Below are 19,557 nucleotides of genomic sequence, written 5' to 3'. Positions count from 1 at the left end.
TTGTTTGATTGTTCCTGCATTTGAAGAGGAGATGTTTGGTTTTTGCAACGTGATTTTTTGACTGCGACGAAAGGCGGGCTGATTGTGTCCTGTCAGGCATTGGAAGGGGAACCGCTTCACAGTTCCTGTATCATGTCCCGTATGGCTTATGCGGCGGTATCGGGAGGTGCCTGTGGAATCCGGGCGAATTCGACGGAAGATATCCGGGAGATTCAGAAGGCCGTTTCCGTTCCCATGATCGGCATCATCAAGAAAGATTATCCGGACTCGGAAGTTTATATTACACCTACCGTGGACGAGGTGGATGCCCTGATGAAAACAGGGGTGGATGTGATTTCCATGGATGCCACCAACCGGGTGCGTCCCGGCGGACGGATCCTGACCGATTTTTTTACGGAAGTAAGAAGGAAATATCCGAATCAGCTTTTCATGGCGGACTGCGCCACATACGAAGAAGGCTGCCTTGCAGAAAAGCTTGGCTTTGATATTGTCAGTACAACACTCAGCGGATATACCGGCGAAACCCGTGGGAATGTCCTGCCGGACATCGCATTGGTACAGCGATTTTGCCAGGACCTGAAAGTGCCGGTCATTGCAGAAGGCGGCATATGGAGTCCGGAGGTTCTTGCCGGGATATCTGGGATCAGGGGGCTGCATGCGGCAGTGATTGGCTCGGCCATTACCCGGCCGCAGGAAATTACCAGGCGATTTGTTCAGGCACTGAATCATGGAGGCCAGAATGAAAATACTGACAATTGACTTAGGGGGAACGATAACAAAATACGGCTTGTTTACGGACGGGGTACTGCCTGCGTCCTATGAACGGCCGACGGATGCAAAAAAAGGCGCAAAGCATATCATTGACCTGGTCTGTGAGATCACTGCTCAGTTTGAAGATGTTTCCTGCCTGGGGATCAGTACCTGCGGCTATGTGGATCCATGGGACAAAAGGATTGTGTTTGCCACAGATGCTGTACCCGGTTATACCGGGGTTCCCATTGGGAAGATTCTTGAGCAGAAGACGGGTCTTCCCGTTGCCGTGGAAAATGACGCAAAATGTGCGGCCATCGGCGAGATGCAGGAGGGAAACGGAATGAAATACAATCATTTTTTGTTTCTTTCCTATGGAACGGGAATTGGCGGAGCCATTGCCTTAAACGGTGCGATACATCACGGTAGCCATGGACTGGCGGGAGCGCTGGGTCATATGACCGTTCATGCGGATGGCCTGGAGTGTACCTGCGGAAGGAGGGGCTGTTATGAGAGGTATGCTTCCACCAATGCCCTGCTGTCTTCCATTGAGGATCGGACCGGAGTTGCCATGAACGGGCGGGAGGCATTTGCCCACAGCGGGGATAAAAGGATCCGCAGGGAAATTGATCTTTGGATTGACGAGGTAACGGCTGGCCTGATTTCTCTGGCAAATATTTTTGATCCCTCTGCCTTTATTTTGGGCGGAGGAGTCATGGAGCAGGAAAACCTGATCCAGGAAATCGGAAAGCGGCTGAATGGCAGAACCATCGGCGGGTTTACCGATATTGCAGTATGCCGGGCAAAGCTGGGAAATACCGCCGGCCTTTATGGCGCTTATCACAATGCCATGTCTTTGCTTTCGGAAAAACAGCCGTAAAGGGATATATACGGGTATATCGTTAATATATATTTCAAAATATATTTGAAAATATCCAGGGCAAAAAAGAAGAAGATCAAAAAACGTAAAAGAAGAGAAAAAGGTAGAAAACAGGGACTTATAAAAGATACAAAGGAAGAGATGGACAATGCCAAGCAGCGATTTGCTGAATCAGATATCCACATTTTATCCGAAGCTGACCAGGTCAGAGCGTAAAGTCGCAGATTTTGTGCTCTCCTCTCCCAAAGAAGTTCTGAACACAACAATAAGCGACTTTGCCAATATGTGCGGCGTGGGAGATACGACCGTCTTCCGGTTTTGCCGTTCCCTGCATTTGGGAGGATATCAGGATTTCCGGCTTTCTCTGGCACTGACTCTAAATTCCAACGAGCTGTTGGATACCGGGGAAACCGAACCGACGGATCCGTCAAATACATCCAATGATTTGTGTGAAAATGTTTACAGTGCCTATCGAGGGGGCCTGGATGAGGCCTATCACAAAATTGATCTGGAGGCTGTCCGGAAAACAGTGGATCTTATGCTGAAGGCCAGCATGATTCATTTTTTTGGTTTTGGAGGTTCCGGAAGTTCTGCACTGGAGGCGCAGAATAAATTATTGAAAATCACGCCCAATGTGGTGTTCAACAGCGACAGCCATTTACAGCTGACGGCCGCTGCACTGCTTGGAGAAAAGGATCTTGCCATTATCCTCTCCAATTCCGGGATCACGAAGGATTGTATTCAGATTGCACAGCTGGCCAAGGACGCTCATGCTTCCGTAGTGTTTATTACCCAGTTTGCAAAGACGCCGGCCCTGCAGTATGCGGATGTCCTCCTGCTCTGCGGAGCACAGGAAGGACCTTTTCAGGGCGGTTCCATTGCAGCAAAGCTGTCCCAGATGTTTACCCTGGATGTCATCTATACGGAATTTTTCAGCCGGATGGGAAAAACGGCGGAGAAAAACAAGAAACTGACCTCTGCCGCAACGGCGGAAAAGATGTTGTAATGGCCTCAAAAGATCCTATTTTGAAAAGTCAGATTTGACAACGGCGTTGAGATAGGGTAATATACTTTTAGGAATATTTAAGGAGAATCGATATGTACTTTACCGATCGTCTTACAAGGAAACTCAGCTCTGTACAATCCATTCCGATGAAACATTGTGCAGAGTATAGCGTATAGATGAACGTGACAGGATTTCATCGGAAACATAACAGTATGTACCGGACGATTGGTGCAGGATTGTTTGTTTTCGTGTGCAAAAATCAGCATCTGTAAGGCTATGGACAATGTTTTATCCATAGCCTTTTGTTTTTTATGAACCCCTTAAAGTTCAGAAGCAGAAGGCAGAATACAGGAAGAAAGAATGCCTTCTGCTTCTTTTGTTTTGGGAAAGGATTTGATGAAATATGAGCTTACTGGAAATCAGGGGATTAACGCATTCCTTTGGCGAGAATCTTCTTTATAGAAATGCCGGACTGACCTTGGAAAAGGGAGAGCATATTGGGATCGTCGGACAGAACGGCACAGGAAAGACAACCTTGATCCGGATCTGCACGGAGCAGGTGATACCCGATGCAGGAAGAATCCTTCTGCAGCCCGGGGTCACCATTGGATATCTGGATCAATATGCAAAAACAGACGGGCAGGTGACCATGCGAAACTTCCTGAAGTCGGCTTTTTCCGAACTGTATCAAATGGAGAGGGAAATGATCCGGCGGTATGAAAAGGCAGCGGACGGGGACGAAGCTTCCCTCCATACTGCAGCCCGATATCAGGAGGAACTGGAGGTTCGGGATTTTTATTCCATTGATACACGAATTGAACAGGTGGCAAATGGGCTGGGACTGCATTCCATTGGTTTGGACCGCAGGATGGAGCAAATGAGCAGCGGGCAGCGTACAAAAGTGATCCTGGCAAAGCTGCTGCTGGAGAAGCCGGGTATTCTGCTTCTGGATGAACCGACGAATTTTCTGGATCGGGAACACATCGCATGGCTTGCGGACTATCTTTCCTCTCTGGAAAATGCCTATATGGTGATATCCCATGATTTTTCGTTTTTGGATAAAATATCTAACAGGATATGTGATATTGATAATGTCACGATCACAAAATACTACGGAAGCTATACGGAGTTTTTGAAAAAGAAGACGCTCTTAAGGGAGGACTACATCCGACAGTATTCTGCCCAGCAAAAAGAAATCAAACGGACCGAAGAGTTTATCCGGAAGAATATTGCCGGGCGAAAGTCCAAAATGGCAAAGGGCCGGCGAAAGCAGTTGAATCATATGGAGAAAATGGAAGCGTTGGATCAAAAAGAAATCAAGCCGTATTTTCATTTCCCGGAGCTGCCCCTGACCGATGCTGAACACCTGACGGTGAAAAATCTGGCGGTAGGATATTACTATCCTATTTTGAAACATATCAGCTTTCGCATCAAAGGCGGGCAGAAGGTTGTCATGACAGGATTCAACGGAATTGGGAAATCCACATTGCTGAAGACCTTAATGGGACAGATTCCATCCATGGAAGGGCATTACAACTTTTCGCCCCAGGTGACAACCGGATATTTTGAGCAGGAACTGGGATGGCCGGACGACACACGGACGCCGATACAGATTGTTTCCGATGCTTATCCTGACCGGATCGTGAAAGACATACGAAAACATCTTGCGCAGTGCGGGATTTCCGGCAAGCACGCCATGCAGCCCATTAGAACATTGAGCGGGGGTGAACAGGTCAAGGTGAAGATGGCTCTGCTTACCCTTTCTCCCTGCAATTTTCTGATTCTGGACGAGCCGACCAATCACCTGGATGTTTCGGCGAAGGATTCCCTGAAAACGGCTCTGTGTGAATTTTCGGGTACCGTTCTGCTTGTTTCCCATGAAGAAATATTTTATCGGGACTGGATTGAAAAAGTAATCGATGTTGAGAAATGCTAAGTTCATAAAGGCTTTCAGCGAGCTTTTTACGACTGGCATCCGTTCTGTTTGCAGAAGAGACTATGAGCGTGTTAAAAAGGAGGAGAGAAGACCGGTGCAGTATCGTACCACACCGGCCTTCTTTTCTGTGTCTTCCCTGTTTGTTCATTTTTCGGGATTCCGGGTTCTTTCATGGGACTGTTCTTAATTGGATCAGCTCCATGAGTCGGCCTTGGCCATCCCGCTTTTCATGCATCTATACTTCCTTTGCAGCCTGCGCCACATTCAGCACCCGGCAGGTAAACTGATCATTGTCTGTCGTCAGCTCCACGGTATTGCGCGGGCCAATCTCACCCTTTATGATTCCCCTGCCAAGAGTGGTCTCAATATAACGTTCGATAAAGCGTTTGATGGGACGGGCGCCATATACCGGATCGAATCCTTTCTCCACGATCTGATCCTTTGCTTCGTCGCTGACGATAAGCTTGATTTCCTGATCCTCCAGGCGTTTCTGCAGGCCCCTTAGCTGGATGTCCACGATTTTTCGGATCTCATCCTTCCGGAGAGGCTTGAACAGCACAATATCGTCCACACGGTTCAGGAACTCGGGGCGGAAATGGCCCTTCAGCTCATTCATGACCAGATTTCGGGTCTGTTCATCAATCTGGCCCTTGCCGGACAGGCGATCCATCAGAATATCGCTGCCGATATTGGACGTCATGATGATTACGGTATTCTTGAAGTCCACCACATGGCCCTGGCTGTCGGTCAGCCGACCGTCATCCAGCAGCTGCAGCAGGATGTTGAATACATCCCTGTGAGCCTTTTCAATTTCGTCGAACAGCACCACGGAGTATGGTTTCCTGCGCACTGCTTCTGTCAGCTGGCCGCCTTCCTCATATCCTACGTATCCCGGAGGTGCGCCGACCAGACGGGATACGGAAAATTTCTCCATGTACTCTGACATATCCAGACGCACGACATTGTCCTCCGTATCAAACAATACCCTTGCCAGGGTTTTGGCCACTTCCGTCTTGCCGACACCGGTGGGTCCCATAAAGATGAAAGAGCCGATGGGCCGCCTGGGATCCTTCATTCCGGACCGGGCACGGATTACGGCATTGACAACGGAGTTTACTGCTTCGTCCTGCCCTACGACCCGTTCATGCATGATGTCTCCCAGACGGAGAAGCTTGTCCCGTTCGGATTCCACCAGGCTAGAAACAGGGATTCCCGTCCATTTGGATACGATATCGCTGATTTCCTCTTCCGTGACCTCTTCCCGCAGGAGACGCTTGGTATGATCGGAAGACTCCGCCTTGTTCTTCAGCTCCTCCAGCTGTTTTTCCAGGCCGGGCAGGATCCCGTATTTGAGCTCTGCCATCCGGTTCAGGTTGTATTCCCTCTCCATCCGTTCGATCTCTGCCCTGGTCTGTTCGATCTGTTCCTTTATGTGATTGACCTCTTTGATGGACTTTTTCTCCGACTCCCACTGCGCTGTCATGGATTTGGACTGTTCCTTCAGTTCGGAGATTTCCCTGACCACATTTTTCAGCCGTTCGGCAGAGCGCTGATCGTCCTGATCCTTTTTCAGGGCTTCCCGTTCAATCTCCAGTTGCATGATTTTCCGGGTGATTTCGTCCAGTTCGGCCGGCATGCTGTCAATCTCGGTACGAAGCATGGCGCCGGCCTCGTCAATCAGATCGATGGCTTTATCCGGCAGGAAGCGGTCCGAAATATACCGGTTGGACAGGGTAGCGGCGGCGATCAGCGCATTATCGGTGATCCGCACGCCGTGATGAATCTCATAACGCTCCTTCAGGCCACGGAGGATGGAGATGGTATCCTCCACACTGGGCTGATCAATCATTACCGGCTGAAACCTTCGCTCCAGTGCCGCATCCTTTTCAATATATTTCCGATACTCGTCCAATGTGGTGGCGCCGATGCAGTGGAGCTCACCGCGGGCCAGCATGGGCTTGAGCATATTGCCGGCATCCATGGACCCTTCCGTCTTGCCTGCGCCTACGATGTTATGGATCTCATCGATGAACAGCAGAATCCCTCCCCTGGAATCCGTAATGTCCTTCAGGACAGATTTCAGACGCTCCTCAAACTCACCCCTGTATTTGGCTCCGGCGAGCAGGGACCCCAGGTCCAGTGCAAATATTTTCTTGTCCTTCAGGGATTCCGGGATATCCCCCTTTACTATCCGCTGCGCCAGGCCTTCCACTACAGCGGTTTTTCCGACGCCGGGCTCTCCGATGAGGACGGGATTGTTCTTGGTTCGGCGGCTCAGGATACGTATGGTATGACGGATCTCTTCATCCCGGCCAATGACCGGATCCAGCCTGTTTTTGCGGGCTTCCTCCACCAGGTCCCTGCCGAAGCGCTTCAGCGCATTGTAGGTGGATTCCGGGTTGGGAGTGGTGACCCGATGCTGTTTGCGAACCTCCGCAAGCTGTTTCAGAAAACCATTTTTGGTGATACCAAAGGATTTCAGACCCCTTTGCGTGTCCCGATCGTCCAAAATTGCCAGATACATGTGCTCTACGCTGATGTAGTCGTCTTTGAATTCCTTTGCCTCGGATTCCGACCGGACCAGGATTTCACTGAAGCGTCTGGTGGCGTATGGCTGCACGTTGCCGACAACTTTCGGCCTTTTGTCCACCTGGTCTTCCAGATACTTTACGTATTGCGGGACCGGTACATTCATTCCCTCCAGCAGCATGGGGATCAAACCGTCTTTCTGATTCACCAGTGCCAGATGAAGGTGCAGGTCGTCCAGTTCCTGCTGCTGCTTTTCAATGACAATATTCTGCGCATCCAGGATGGCCTCCTGTGCTTTCTGTGTAAATTTCTCCAGATTCATGTCTTTCGCCCTCCTGCATTTTGTATTTCCAATTACATTTTGAATTACACTATATTAAAGGCCCCAACCAGGGTTCCAAACCCGCCATCACCAGCAAAGGTTTTTCACCTTAATTTGACTTACTTTGACCTTTAAAAATATTATAATGCTTTTCCCTGAATTATGCAAGAGGGATTTGAAAATTTGAAAATATTCTGTGTAACCACATTGCCCTGCAACTACATTATCCTGCTACACACACCTCGGTATTTGGACATTCTGAGCGAAGTATTCCTTCATAACAACATTCCACTATAAACACACTATAAACAATGGAAACGATATGCCGAAAGGTAATATTATACAGGTTAGTCCGTAACATGGATAAATGCGGAATAACTGTTAAATATAATGAAAAATAAAAGGAAACGGAGGAGATCTGGAGAATGATATCAATAGGAAGCCGCAGCAAATGGAATGACGAGTACCAATACAACAGGAATATTCAAATTTCGACAATAAAAAGGGAACCATAGAAGAACATACATTTGTGTATACTATAGTGTCTGATTACTGTGATAATATAATAAAGGAAATCGATGGAGGAAGATGTCATGAGTAAAATTGCTATGATGTTTAAAATTGTTGCCCTGCTGCAGACCTATTATATGATCAGTGCCGGGAGACTGGGCGAGCTGCTGGAGACATCCCCGAGGAACATCAAGGCCTATATTGAGAGCCTGCGGATGGAGGGTGTCCCCATTGAAGGCATGAGCGGCAAAAACGGCGGATATTATCTGAGCAAAGACTATGAGTTTCGGCCGCCCGGATTGGATGAAGTGGAGTACAGCGCCCTGTTGCTTGCCGAAGAATTTTTAAATAAAACCAATGGATTCACCTATGAGCATGAGATCAAAACAGCATTTGCCAAGATCAAAGTGGCGCAGGGCAAAGTCATAGACACTTCGCATCCCACAGATCAAAGCGATTTTGCCGACAGTAGGGGGAAAGCGGATATCACAAAGAAAACAGGGGACTATCTGCGTACCATCCAGCAGGCTATACTGCACAGAAACAGTATCCGCATTGATTATAACAATCCCATCAAGAAGCAGTCCACCGTAAGGAAACTGGATCCCTATAACCTTATTTTCCGGGATTCCTCCTGGTATGTCATCGGTTATTGCCATCTGCGGGAGACAATCCGCATGTTCAAGCTCATGCGGATAGAAGGAATTGAGGTGCTGACTGATACTTATAAAATAAAGGACGATTATTCTCCGCATACTTATCTGCAGGATACCTTTACCCTGATCAAGGGGAAGCAAAGGAAGGTGGAGATCCAGTTCTATCATCCTGCTTCTGTCTGGGTGTCTGAAAAACTGTGGCTCCCCACTCAGAAAATTATAGCACGAAAAGATGGTTCCATTATTTTCCGTGCGAGGGTGGATGGCCTGGAGGAAATCAAGAAATGGGTCCTGGGATTCGGAAGGCTGGCCAGGGTAATCAAGCCGCAGGAGCTGGCCGATCAGATTGTACAGGAGACATGCGAAGTACAAAAATTATATGCGAAACCGGAGGATTCCCAGAAGAACAGCCGGGAGAAGGACGGCCCTCAAAGGATCGATCCTGTAAAAGGACAGGAAGATCAGGAAAAGATATAAAGCCGGAGGGACAGAGATGTCCGATGGCAGTTTGAAGGGGGCAGGGATATGTTCTGGATCACTTGCAGCGTTTTGCTGATACCGGTTGTGATTGTTATGGGCCTGGCAGAGCATTATAAACAATAAAATCACTTGTTGGAGGCTTTTGTTTGTCATGGAGTTATTTCTGGTTGGAGTAATTGGATTTGTAGTATGCCTGATTGTCCTATTTTTCAAAGCAAGACGTCAACAGTCAAAAAGAATACTTGGGATTTTTGCCGTGTCTTTCCTGCTCCTGGGGGCCATTGGCATGGTGTATGCCGTGAACGCCCCGGAGATGGCAGCGGTGCAGGCGGACTATGACGACATAATGGGAGGCAATATGAACGGTAAAATAGTCTGCCTGACCGGGGACATTGCGGCCATCGAAAAGGAAGGAAAAGTTTATCATGTTACGGTAAAAGCTCCGGAGGGAACCTATAAGGTGGTTATGACAGAGGAGGTGCCCGGCCCGGTCCCGCAGGTTGGGGATAAACAGGTCAGCATTTATGTCAGTCCAGCATACAGGGAGGATCAGCTGGTGCTGACAGTGGTAAAGTTTGATGAATGAAAGGGGGTTCTTGTCTTATTTGCTTTTTTGCTATATGATAAATTATGTAGGTTTTTTCAATTAAAAAACTCATATATACAATTTAACTACAAGTTTTATTAAATAACTGACAAGGAAGTCGAATAAGATGACGCTATCTAAAGCTGCCCAAAGGCTCTGGGCAAAGAAATCGAGTAAAAATGGTGATCCGCTTTGGCTCCCACTATACATACATCTGTCCGATTCTGCTTCGGTTGCCAGGAGGCTATGGAATAAATGGCTTCCGGAAGGTGTAAAGGAGACGATTGTTGATGGCATCAGCGGATTGGGCAATGCAGACCCTTTGCAGCTTTTTGTATTTTTGGCTGCAGTACACGATCTGGGGAAAGCGACACCTGTATTTCAGGCAAAGCAATGCATTCCACTGAATCATGAGTTGGATGTGCGAATAGAGGAGGAATTGATCGCTGCAGGATTACCTATGCAGTCTTATCAGAAATTTATAAATGCAAGCAGGACACCGCATGCTCTTGCAACGCAAGTTTTATTGCTGGATGCCAAATGTTCTGAAAGTGTCGCTGCAGTTTTGGGCTCGCATCATGGCAAACCTCCTGAGGCAGATACGTTACTAAGATATGGTCTCAATACCTATCCAATGAATTATTATATGGAAAGGGAAGGAAAAGAAGCCTGGACGTATGTTCAGAGGGAATTGCTGAGTTTTGCGTTGGATCAGGCAGGGTTCTCCAATATATCTGAAGTCCCAAATCCCAATATGCAATCTCAGGTATTGCTTTGCGGGCTGCTGATTATGGCAGATTGGATTGCCAGTAATGAAGACTATTTTCCATATATACGTCTGGAGGATTTATCGGAATCCCTGGATCCGAAAACGCGGATTCAGGAAGCGTGGGAGATATTGAACCTTACGGACCCCTGGAAAGCAAGTGACACATGGAAGTCAGTTGATTTGTATCCGGAACGGTTTGGATTTTCAGCACCGAAAATCATGCAGACAGCTGTTGAAAAAACGGCAGCTGCTATTCAGGATCCTGGCATTCTTGTATTGGAAGCTCCTATGGGATCCGGTAAAACGGAAGCAGCTTTGGCCTGCGCTGAAGTATTCGCCTATAAAGCAAATTGTTCCGGTATATTTTTCGCCTTGCCGACACAGGCGACAGCCGATGGTATTTTACGTCGTATTATTGACTGGATAAACGCATTAAATGCAGATAGCAAACACTCTCTGGAATTGGCTCATGGAAAAGCACAGTTTAATCGTGAGATTCAATCATTGAAGTATCTGAAGGGAAGCACGAACATCGGAATTGATGAAGAAGGCGACAGTGGTGTTTTTGTGCATCAGTGGTTTGAAGGGAAGAAAACAACTCTGCTTGCTGATTTTGTTGTCGGGACGATTGATCAACTTCTGCTTGCGGCGTTGAAGCAGAAGCATGTAATGCTTCGCCATCTTGGGCTTTCCGATAAGGTTGTTATCATTGACGAATGTCATGCTTATGATGCCTATATGAATCAGTATCTGTATCGGGCACTGAATTGGCTTGGCAGATATCACGTACCAGTTATTGTGCTTTCGGCAACTTTGCCTGCTAAAAAACGAAAGGCGGTGATCAGAGCATATCAGAACAAGGATTATTTGCCGGTGCAACAGGATGATCCATTAGGACGAAATGCAAAACCTTTGAGCGAAGAAACTGAGGGATGGACAACAAGTCGGGACTATCCACTAATTACCTATACGAATGGGAATCAAATAAAGCAAAAATCCGTTTTGCCGGATAAAGCAGATTCCAGGATGGTTTCACTTGATTTCCTTTCAGAAGAGGATCTTGTAAACAAACTGGATTTTCTTCTTTGGGAAGGGGGTTGTGTCGGTGTAATCGTTAATACTGTAAAACGTGCGCAGGAATTAACACGGATTCTGATCGATCATTTTGGAGAAGGTGTTGTAAAATTACTTCATTCTCTTTTCCTGGCTCCGGATAGAATTAAGAAAGAGGATGATTTACGAAGGGAATTGGGAAAACCGGGGGGAGAGACAAGACGCCCGGAAAAGCGCATTGTCGTCGGAACGCAGGTACTGGAGCAATCTCTCGACATAGATTTTGATGCTCTGGTGACGGATATTTGTCCAATGGATTTATTGCTGCAGAGAATCGGACGTTTGCATCGGCATAAAAGGTCAAGAAGGGCAAAACTCCAAGTGCCGCAATGTTTGATTATGGGCGTCCTCGGTGACGATAGTTTTGAAGAGGGTGCGGAGGCAATTTATGGGAAGTATTTGTTAATGCGCACGAAAGCATTTTTGCCAAAACAAGTCGAAATACCGAAGGATATTCCACAGCTGGTGCAGAATGTTTATGATGAAAATATTGATTTTTCTCCGAAACCAGCGGATTATCAGAAAGCGAAAAGAGAACAGGAAAAGCGGATTGAGAAGAAAGAGGATATGGCTAAAAAGTTTCGGATATCTCCACCCTGGTCGAACTCACTGCAGAATCTGGTGGGCTGGCTGGATACGGATGTGTCGGAAAAGCGTGGAGAAGCAGCGGTTCGTGACACGGATGAATCCATTGAGGTGTTGTTGATTCGGGAAACCGGCGACGGCAGGCTATGCTTTTTGCCTTGGCAGGAAGAAGGCCGTGAAATATCGCCGACTGATGTACCCAGTAATCATCTGGCAAAAGCACTTGCCCGTCAAAGTATTCGCTTGCCTAACGCTCTTTGTGCACCATGGATTATTGACCAAACCATTGAAGAATTGGAGGAAGTCAATAGTGAACGGCTATCTGTATGGCAGGAGTCGACGTGGTTGAAAGGCGAACTGTTTTTAATTTTGGATAGTCAATGTTCAGGAAGTTTGTGTGGTTACCATCTTAACTATGATCGCACTTATGGATTACGTTATAAAAAGGAGGTTAATGATAATGCCTGAAAAAGAATTTTGCCTGTTGCATGAACCATGGATTTTGGTAATGAGAAAGGATGGCAAGGAAGAAGAAGTTTCCTTGTTGGATGTATTCCAGCATGCTCCGGAATATCAACGCCTGGCTGGGGAACTTCCAACACAGGATGTGGCAGTACTTCGATTGCTTCTGGCCGTTTTGCATGCTGTGTTTGCACGCTATGATGTAAATGGACAATTCGCTCAGATTACATCACCTGAGGATGCTTTGAGGAGATGGAAATCCTTATGGGATAGGGGCTCTTTCCCCATGCAGATCATGGAGGACTATCTTTTGCATTACGAAGAGCGATTTTATCTCTTTCATCCCGAACGGCCATTTTATCAAGTGGCAGGGTTGAATAAGGCAATTAAATATACTGCGGCAAAAATGAATGGGGAGTTATCGGAAAGCAATAACAAGGTCCGATTATTTTCACAACGCACTGGAGATGGAAAGAATACATTAACTTATGCGGAGGCTGCTCGTTGGCTCCTGTATGTGAATGGATTTGATGATGTGTCTGGAAGTAGTAAGGGACGTGGTGAGAATAAGCAGCCCAAATATAAAGTGGGATGGTTAGGGAGATTGGGTTTGATTGTAGCAGAAGGCAAAGATTTATTTGAAACGTTATTACTGAATCTTGTTTTCTTAGAAGACGGTGAAGAAAAACTATGGGGTAAAGAAAAACCGATCTGGGAATTAGGAACAGTTAGATCTGATGCTTCCTGTGTCATTACAATTCCGGATAATCCTTCTGAACTGCTTACTTTACAATCACGTCGTTTGCTGCTCAAGCGAAAAGGGGATTTAGTGACAGGCTACTTGCTTCGAGGCGGGGACTTTTTTTCAGAGGAAAAAGCATTTGCCGAACAAATGACTGTTTGGAGGAACGCTGCAAAAAAAGAGGGAGATCCGCCGGAATACTATCCCAAAAGACATGATCCGACACGCCAGTTGTGGAGAGATTTTTCAACTCTCATTTCACAGGGTGAGGGCAAACATCGTCCTGGGGTGATAAGTTGGACTGCTATTTTGAAAAGAAAGGGGTTGATTCCGGATACTCACTGTAAATTTATGACTGCTGCGGTTAAATACAATAGTACTGGGATGATAAATATGTCAGTCGAAGATGTGTTTAGTGATTCATTATCTTTCAATACGAATTTGCTGATGAGCTTGGGAGAAGATTGGACGATGCGCATCATTAATGAAATAGAAGTTGCAGATAAACTTGTTGGACAGGTAGGATGGCTTGCAAGCAATCTTGCCCGGGCAACGGGAGATACGGATGGCAAAAATCAGCAAAATTCAGCCAGGGAACAAGCATATTTTCGATTGGATATTCCATTTCGTCAATGGTTGGAAGGGATTGATCCGAAAAAGGATAGCATGGATAAATCCTGTTCTGGTTGGTGGGAAGAGGAGAAACGAATTATTCGCGTTTTAGGAAAGGAGTTGGTGGGTCAATGTGGCCCGCAGGCTTATGTGGGACGAAGTCTTATGAACATGAAGACCAAAAAAGAATACCGCTATATCGCCCCGGAAGTTTATAACCAATTTTTGTATCGTACTGCTACACGGGAGAGTTTAGAGAAAGGAGAGAAGAAGAATGGCAGATCAGGAAAAGCAACCAAGAAAGCAAGTAAGTAACTTTGTGCGTTACAAGATTAAGCAATTGACAGAAAGCCATAAGGAATCTGCTGTGAAAGCAACTTTAGCGAAATTGCGCAGAGGAATTGGTAAAATGCCCGGTAGTATGCCGGAACTCTGGGATGTTACACTGAATGGCCTGCCGGAAACATTACAGGGGAAGGGGGATAGTCCAACACAAGGCGAGTGGGCTGTATACATAGCTCTTACCTTTTATGCTCTGCACCAGCAGGGGGGAAATGTGAATCAATGTATGTGTCAGGAGAAACAATCTCTTGGTGTTGCTGCTCGAAAACTGGTAAAAAATGATGAGGATGAAAAGAGAATTAAAAGACGTTTTGATACGGTCGTTACTTCAGACAGCATGGAGGAACTTTCCCATCATTTACGTGGGTTAATTCAGCTTCTGAAATCGGAAAACATTGCGTTGGATTATCCGGCACTGGCAGAAGATCTTTATCGATTTCAGTTTCCTGAAGCCAGAGATGGTGTGCGCTTAAAATGGGGACGGGACTTTTATCGAATTCAGAATTCGGAAGAAAATAAAAATGATTGAACAATAAGAAAGGGTGGTTTTTATTATGAAATCAAATAACAGACTTTATGTGGATGTGCATGTGCTCCAGACAGTACCTCCAAGCTGTGTCAATCGTGACGATACCGGCAGCCCAAAGACTGCTATATATGGCGGTGCAGTGCGTGCAAGAGTCTCCTCTCAGAGCTGGAAAAAAGCTATGCGGGATATGTTCAGGGATATATTTCCAAAGGAGAATTTAAGTGCACGGACAAAACATATTGTTCAGATGGTGGCAAATGAAATTCAGGCGCTGGGAGGCGTTGATGATCCTGAGAAGGCAGCAGAGCAAATATTGAAAAATGCCGGTCTTAAAATTAAAACAGTTGAGAATGGTACAGATGCCTTGTTTTTTCTGAGTTTTGCACAGGCGAAGGCGCTGTCCGAACTTGCAGTAAATGATCCGGATACAATTAAGGCCAAATTGACAAAAGAAGCCAAGACAAAGGTGCAGAATGCATTAAAGGGATTTCCGGGTATAGATATTGCGTTGTTTGGTCGCATGGTGGCGGATGATCCTTCATTAAATACAGATGCCTGTGCTCAGGTAGCCCATAGCATTTCGACGCATAAGGTGAATAATGAATATGACTACTTTACCGCTGTGGATGATATGGCTCCGGAAGACAATGCCGGTGCCGGACATATCGGAACGGTGGAATTCAACTCTTCGACTTTGTATCGCTATGCGACAGTGGCTGTACATGAATTGCATCGTCAGCTAAGAAAAGATACAGCAGATGCAGTAAAAGGATTCGTTCGTGCGTTTGTCTGCTCTATGCCAACCGGAAAGCAAAATACTTTTGCGAATCGCACTTTGCCGGATGCCGTTCTGGTTACACTGCGTACCGACCAGCCCATCAATCTGGTTGGTGCCTTTGAAGATCCTATAAAAGCAGGGAAAAACAACGATGAGGGATTTGTAGCCGCTTCAGAAAAGGCATTCGTAAAGTACACAAAGACAGTGTATGAAAATTGGCTTGGCAAGCCTGATCTGTCTCTTGTAACAGGTGATTCGTTGTCTGATTTGGGTGAAGCTTATTCATTTAATGATTTACTTAATAAATTGGAGGATGCGATTCAGGTACATTTGGGAAATGGCGGGGATGATCAATGAGCACTTTGCTGATGCGTTTGGCTGCGCCGTTGCAATCATGGGGAGGTATGGTTAAGTTTGAACGTCGAGGTACAGAACGTGTGCCCACAAAAAGTGGTGTTGTAGGTTTGATCGCTGCTGCACTTGGGCGGCGGCGGAATGAAAAAATAAACGACTTGTCTGCTCTCCGATTTGGTGTACGGGTTGATCGGGATGGGATATTATTACGGGATTACCATACAGTAAAAAGTAGAAAATCCACTTATGTTACCACTCGTTATTATCTGTCAGATGCAATTTTCCTGGTAGGGTTGGAGGGAGAAGATGCCTTTCTGGATCAAATTGACTATGCTCTGCAGCATCCGGAGTTTCCATTATTCCTTGGAAGGCGCTCCTGCCCTCCTGAAGGACGCCTGTCACTTGGCGTTCGTGAAGGAAGGACTCTTTTGGAAGCGTTAAGGGAAGAGCCATGGCTGGTTCATGAATGGATGAGGAAAAAGGAGGATGCGGAGGTTCGCCTGCCTATTCTAATGGACGTGGGAAATGAAACAGCTGGTGGTTATGTACAGCGTGATTTGCCGCTGTCCTTTGATCAAACTCACAGGGAATATGGATTTCGGCGTGTTTGCGGTTCAAATTTCATCTGTATCTCCAATCCTTATGGGAAGCCATTTGTTCCCAAAAATACAACAGAACAGGATCCATTGATTGAGCTGGAGGAGGAGTAGAGAATGTATTTATCCCGAATTGCATTGAATTCAAAACGCAGAGAAACCATGCGGGCACTATCATCACCGCAAATTTTGCATGGTGCTGTGGAATGTAGCTTTGATGGCGATAGACAACGTAATCTCTGGAGAATTGATTGGCTGAATGATATCTGCTATTTGCTTATTTTAAGTGCAAAGCAGGGAGACTTTATGCATATTGTAGATCAATTTGGATATAAGGATTCGGAATGGCAAACAAAAAATTACGATCCGTTTTTGTCGCGTTTGAAAACAGGTCAGATTTGGCAGTTTCGCTTAAGTGCTAATCCTACCCGTAGCAGTTTTGAGGGGAAGAACGATAAGTCGGAGCGCGGGAAAGTATTTGCCCATGTAACGCAGGATCAGCAAAAGCAATGGCTTTTGAAGCGGTCGCAAACGTGTGGCTTTTTGTTGGACGAGAGCGGATTTGATGTGACACATTCCCAATGGCTGAAGTTTTCCAAAAACAAAAAAGATAAAATTACATTACATATGGTAGCCTTTGAAGGAATTTTGACTATATCTGATGTTGAATGCTTCAAGCAATCCTTATTATCAGGGATTGGACGGGAAAAAGCATATGGATGTGGATTGCTGACTTTAGCACATATAAGAGGCGTTAATGATGGGAAAGATACCAGGAATAAAAAAGCCGGTATTGCAAGCACTACCGCAGATTAAAGAACGAATGTCCTTTTTATATCTGGAGCGATGTCTGGTAAACAGACAGGATGGTGCCATTACTGTAACGGATTCCCGGGGAACAGTTCATGTACCCGCAGCATCACTCAGTGTTTTATTGCTTGGTCCCGGAACGAATATCTCGCATCGGGCAATGGAACTGATAGGGAGTAACGGCGTAAGTATCATATGGGTAGGGGAGCATGGTGTACGTTATTATGCACATGGTTACTCGCTTACTCATTCGGCCCGTTTGCTGATTCGACAGGCAGAACTTGTTTCCAATGTGAGATCAAGGGTTTCGGTGGCAAGACAAATGTATCAGATGCGATTTCCGAACGAAGATGTATCATCTATGACGATGCAGCAACTACGTGGGCGGGAAGGATCACGAATCCGTTCCGTCTATCGTCATGCATCCAAAGAGACAGGTATCCCCTGGAATGGGAGAGAATATAGTCCGGAGAACTTTGATAACAGCGACGATGTCAATAAAGCATTGTCTGCTGGGCATGTATGCTTATATGGGGCTGTTCACAGCGTTATTGTTGCTCTTGGATGCTCTCCTGGTCTGGGTTTTGTGCATACCGGTCACGAATTATCTTTTGTCTACGACATTGCTGACCTTTATAAGGCGCGGATTACCATTCCCATCGCATTTGAAGTAGCTGCGGAAAAACCGGAGGATGTGGGAGCAGCAACCAGGCGGCGAGTAAGAGATGCTATTTCTGATGGACATATTCTGGAACAGACTGTCAAGGATATTCGTTTTCTTTTACTGGGAGAAACGGCAGCTGCAAAACAGGAAGTGGAAACAGAAGTCCTTCATTTATGGGATGATAAAAAAGGCTTGGTTGAGAATGGAGTATCCTATGGTAAGGAATATGACGGCACTGAAAAGGAAGCTACAAAAGTGGGCTATGGTACGATTCTGGAGGATAAAAAATGATTGTGCTTACACTGACGGATTGCCCATCTGCGCTGCGTGGTGACTTGACAAAGTGGCTGCAGGAAATCAATACTGGAGTTTATGTTGGTCAGGTCAGTGCCAGAGTGCGGGATGAAATTTGGGAACGGGTATGTGAAAATGCCAAATCCGGAAGAGCGACAATGGTGTTTAGCACAAATAACGAACAACACATGGACTTTCGTGTTCATCATAGTAGTTGGGAACCGATTGATTTCGATGGATTGAAGTTAATGCTGCGTCCCAGCCCGGCGCGTATCAAAAAATTGAGTGAACGTCGGCTGGGATACAGCAAAGCTGCCAAAATTCGAAAAGCCCAGCGGATGTCAAAAGCTAAAAGTAAAAGTCGATCTGCGCCGGATACGTATGTTGTTATGGACATAGAAACAACGGGTCTATCTTTTATGGAAAACGAAATAATAGAGATTGGTGCAATTATCGTAAAAGAAAGAGAAATTGTGAATGAATTTCATGCGATGATTAACCCAAAGGTAAAAGTGCCGGCGTCTATAACTGCATTAACCGGTATAACTGATCAAGAAATTGAGAATGACGGTAGAACATTAAAAGAAGTTTTACAGGAGTTTCTTGAATTTGTAGGTGATTTTCCGGTAATTGCACATAATGCGGATTTTGAATATGGATTTCTGAGATCAGCTTGTGAAAAATGCAAGTTTCCTTTATTTTCAAACCAATGGATTGATACATTACAAATTGCAAGACGTTTGGTATATGATGTAAATAATTATAAACTCGAAACGCTTCTAGAGTACTTTGGTTTACAAATGAATGGTCTACATCGTAGTATGCAAGATTGTTTAAGTACTAAGCAGGTTTATGAGAAACTCATTGATTTAGAGCAAAAGGATAAGTAAAAACCGCTTGTTCTCAGGAATATTTTAGTCTGTTCCCCGCATGAGCGGGGGTGATCCTTTTGTCTCTTCGATCCCTGCTTTTTTTGCTACCTGTTCCCCGCATGAGCGGGGGTGATCCCTAATATAATGGCCCGCCGGGAGCCTTATCCCGCTGTTCCCCGCATGAGCGGGGGTGATCCTTTATATCAGAAGGCAATTTGTACCGCTTAATTCTGTTCCCCGCATGAGCGGGGGTGATCCTGCTGGGAACCGGTCGCAACCCCGGCTACGGAACTGTTCCCCGCATGAGCGGGGGTGATCCCCAACGTTATCAGGACAACCATTGCGATTACAACTGTTCCCCGCATGAGCGGGGGTGATCC

The 19,557-nt window shown here is 46.1% G+C and carries 15 protein-coding genes and 1 CRISPR repeat array (1 of these 16 only partly in view); of the genes, 14 read left to right on the top strand and 1 reads right to left on the bottom strand.

Going from position 1 to position 19,557, the window contains the following annotated elements; genetic code table 11:
* Nucleotides 1-42 precede the first annotated feature (42 nt).
* From QBE55_03525 to QBE55_03510, 4 genes are all read left to right on the top strand, one after another.
* Nucleotides 43-759, top strand: a complete 717-nt coding sequence (locus QBE55_03525; GenBank protein ID WZL79247.1) for an N-acetylmannosamine-6-phosphate 2-epimerase — start codon at nt 43-45, stop codon at nt 757-759.
* Nucleotides 740-1,630, top strand: a complete 891-nt coding sequence (locus tag QBE55_03520; GenBank protein ID WZL79246.1) for an ROK family protein — start codon at nt 740-742, stop codon at nt 1,628-1,630. Before QBE55_03525 ends, QBE55_03520 begins: the two co-directional genes overlap by 20 nt.
* Nucleotides 1,631-1,778: 148 nt before the next feature.
* A complete protein-coding gene (locus QBE55_03515) occupies nt 1,779-2,636 on the top strand; it encodes a MurR/RpiR family transcriptional regulator (protein WZL79245.1) in 858 nt (285 codons plus the stop codon).
* 403 nt (nt 2,637-3,039) lie between these two features.
* Complete coding sequence (locus QBE55_03510) at nt 3,040-4,572, top strand: ABC-F family ATP-binding cassette domain-containing protein (GenBank protein ID WZL79244.1); 1,533 nt, start codon at nt 3,040-3,042, stop codon at nt 4,570-4,572.
* A gap of 235 nt (nt 4,573-4,807) precedes the next feature.
* On the opposite strand, the gene clpB is transcribed toward QBE55_03510, so the two are convergent.
* Entirely contained in the window at nt 4,808-7,423 is a 2,616-nt protein-coding gene (gene clpB / locus QBE55_03505) for an ATP-dependent chaperone ClpB (GenBank protein ID WZL79243.1), read from the bottom strand.
* 593 nt (nt 7,424-8,016) lie between these two features.
* Here clpB and QBE55_03500 point away from each other — a divergent pair.
* The 10 genes from QBE55_03500 (at nt 8,017) to cas2e (ending at nt 19,195) form a co-directional block, all read left to right on the top strand.
* Nucleotides 8,017-9,066: a WYL domain-containing protein gene (locus QBE55_03500; protein ID WZL79242.1), complete on the top strand. Its 1,050-nt coding sequence runs from the start codon at nt 8,017-8,019 to the stop codon at nt 9,064-9,066.
* A gap of 154 nt (nt 9,067-9,220) precedes the next feature.
* Nucleotides 9,221-9,655: a hypothetical protein gene (locus tag QBE55_03495; GenBank protein WZL79241.1), complete on the top strand. Its 435-nt coding sequence runs from the start codon at nt 9,221-9,223 to the stop codon at nt 9,653-9,655.
* Nucleotides 9,656-9,782: 127 nt separating this feature from the next.
* Nucleotides 9,783-12,590, top strand: a complete 2,808-nt coding sequence (gene cas3 / locus QBE55_03490; GenBank protein WZL79240.1) for a CRISPR-associated helicase Cas3' — start codon at nt 9,783-9,785, stop codon at nt 12,588-12,590.
* On the top strand, nt 12,583-14,253 hold the full coding sequence (gene casA, locus QBE55_03485) for a type I-E CRISPR-associated protein Cse1/CasA (GenBank protein WZL79239.1): 1,671 nt from the start codon (nt 12,583-12,585) through the stop codon (nt 14,251-14,253). The genes cas3 and casA overlap by 8 nt, the downstream gene beginning before the upstream one ends.
* Nucleotides 14,213-14,809, top strand: a complete 597-nt coding sequence (gene casB, locus QBE55_03480; protein WZL79238.1) for a type I-E CRISPR-associated protein Cse2/CasB — start codon at nt 14,213-14,215, stop codon at nt 14,807-14,809. Before casA ends, casB begins: the two co-directional genes overlap by 41 nt.
* A gap of 25 nt (nt 14,810-14,834) precedes the next feature.
* Nucleotides 14,835-15,944 (top strand): type I-E CRISPR-associated protein Cas7/Cse4/CasC, encoded by a 1,110-nt coding sequence (cas7e, locus tag QBE55_03475; GenBank protein ID WZL79237.1) that lies wholly within the window; start codon nt 14,835-14,837, stop codon nt 15,942-15,944.
* A 47-nt stretch (nt 15,945-15,991) separates the two neighbouring features.
* Nucleotides 15,992-16,651 carry a type I-E CRISPR-associated protein Cas5/CasD gene (gene cas5e, locus QBE55_03470; protein WZL79236.1) on the top strand — a complete coding sequence of 220 codons (660 nt, stop codon included), beginning with the start codon at nt 15,992-15,994 and terminating at the stop codon, nt 16,649-16,651.
* A 3-nt stretch (nt 16,652-16,654) separates the two neighbouring features.
* Entirely contained in the window at nt 16,655-17,353 is a 699-nt protein-coding gene (gene cas6e / locus QBE55_03465) for a type I-E CRISPR-associated protein Cas6/Cse3/CasE (protein ID WZL79235.1), read from the top strand.
* The gene (gene cas1e / locus QBE55_03460) at nt 17,298-18,302 is read left to right on the top strand and encodes a type I-E CRISPR-associated endonuclease Cas1e (GenBank protein WZL79234.1); all 1,005 of its coding nucleotides are present in this window, start codon (nt 17,298-17,300) and stop codon (nt 18,300-18,302) included. Before cas6e ends, cas1e begins: the two co-directional genes overlap by 56 nt.
* Nucleotides 18,299-19,195: a type I-E CRISPR-associated endoribonuclease Cas2e gene (gene cas2e / locus QBE55_03455; protein WZL79233.1), complete on the top strand. Its 897-nt coding sequence runs from the start codon at nt 18,299-18,301 to the stop codon at nt 19,193-19,195. The genes cas1e and cas2e overlap by 4 nt, the downstream gene beginning before the upstream one ends.
* A 29-nt stretch (nt 19,196-19,224) precedes the next feature.
* Nucleotides 19,225-19,557: direct repeats of the CRISPR family, unit length 28 nt; unit sequence CTGTTCCCCGCATGAGCGGGGGTGATCC (it continues 23,004 nt past the right edge of the window).

The organism is Eubacteriales bacterium mix99, from assembly GCA_038396605.1.
Taxonomy (GTDB): Bacteria; Bacillota; Clostridia; order Caldicoprobacterales; family DTU083; genus UBA4874.
Note: the sequence above shows the minus strand (reverse complement) of the source record. Positions and strands in the feature narration are given on the sequence as shown.

Coding starts and splice junctions, on each gene's coding strand:
- QBE55_03520 (WZL79246.1), top strand. CDS start 740: ATGAAAATACTGACAATTGACTTAGGGGGAACGATAACAAAATACGGC.
- QBE55_03515 (WZL79245.1), top strand. CDS start 1,779: ATGCCAAGCAGCGATTTGCTGAATCAGATATCCACATTTTATCCGAAG.
- QBE55_03510 (WZL79244.1), top strand. CDS start 3,040: ATGAGCTTACTGGAAATCAGGGGATTAACGCATTCCTTTGGCGAGAAT.
- clpB (WZL79243.1), bottom strand. CDS start 7,423: ATGAATCTGGAGAAATTTACACAGAAAGCACAGGAGGCCATCCTGGAT.
- QBE55_03500 (WZL79242.1), top strand. CDS start 8,017: ATGAGTAAAATTGCTATGATGTTTAAAATTGTTGCCCTGCTGCAGACC.
- QBE55_03495 (WZL79241.1), top strand. CDS start 9,221: ATGGAGTTATTTCTGGTTGGAGTAATTGGATTTGTAGTATGCCTGATT.
- cas3 (WZL79240.1), top strand. CDS start 9,783: ATGACGCTATCTAAAGCTGCCCAAAGGCTCTGGGCAAAGAAATCGAGT.
- casA (WZL79239.1), top strand. CDS start 12,583: ATGCCTGAAAAAGAATTTTGCCTGTTGCATGAACCATGGATTTTGGTA.
- casB (WZL79238.1), top strand. CDS start 14,213: ATGGCAGATCAGGAAAAGCAACCAAGAAAGCAAGTAAGTAACTTTGTG.
- cas7e (WZL79237.1), top strand. CDS start 14,835: ATGAAATCAAATAACAGACTTTATGTGGATGTGCATGTGCTCCAGACA.
- cas5e (WZL79236.1), top strand. CDS start 15,992: ATGGTTAAGTTTGAACGTCGAGGTACAGAACGTGTGCCCACAAAAAGT.
- cas6e (WZL79235.1), top strand. CDS start 16,655: ATGTATTTATCCCGAATTGCATTGAATTCAAAACGCAGAGAAACCATG.
- cas1e (WZL79234.1), top strand. CDS start 17,298: ATGGGAAAGATACCAGGAATAAAAAAGCCGGTATTGCAAGCACTACCG.
- cas2e (WZL79233.1), top strand. CDS start 18,299: ATGATTGTGCTTACACTGACGGATTGCCCATCTGCGCTGCGTGGTGAC.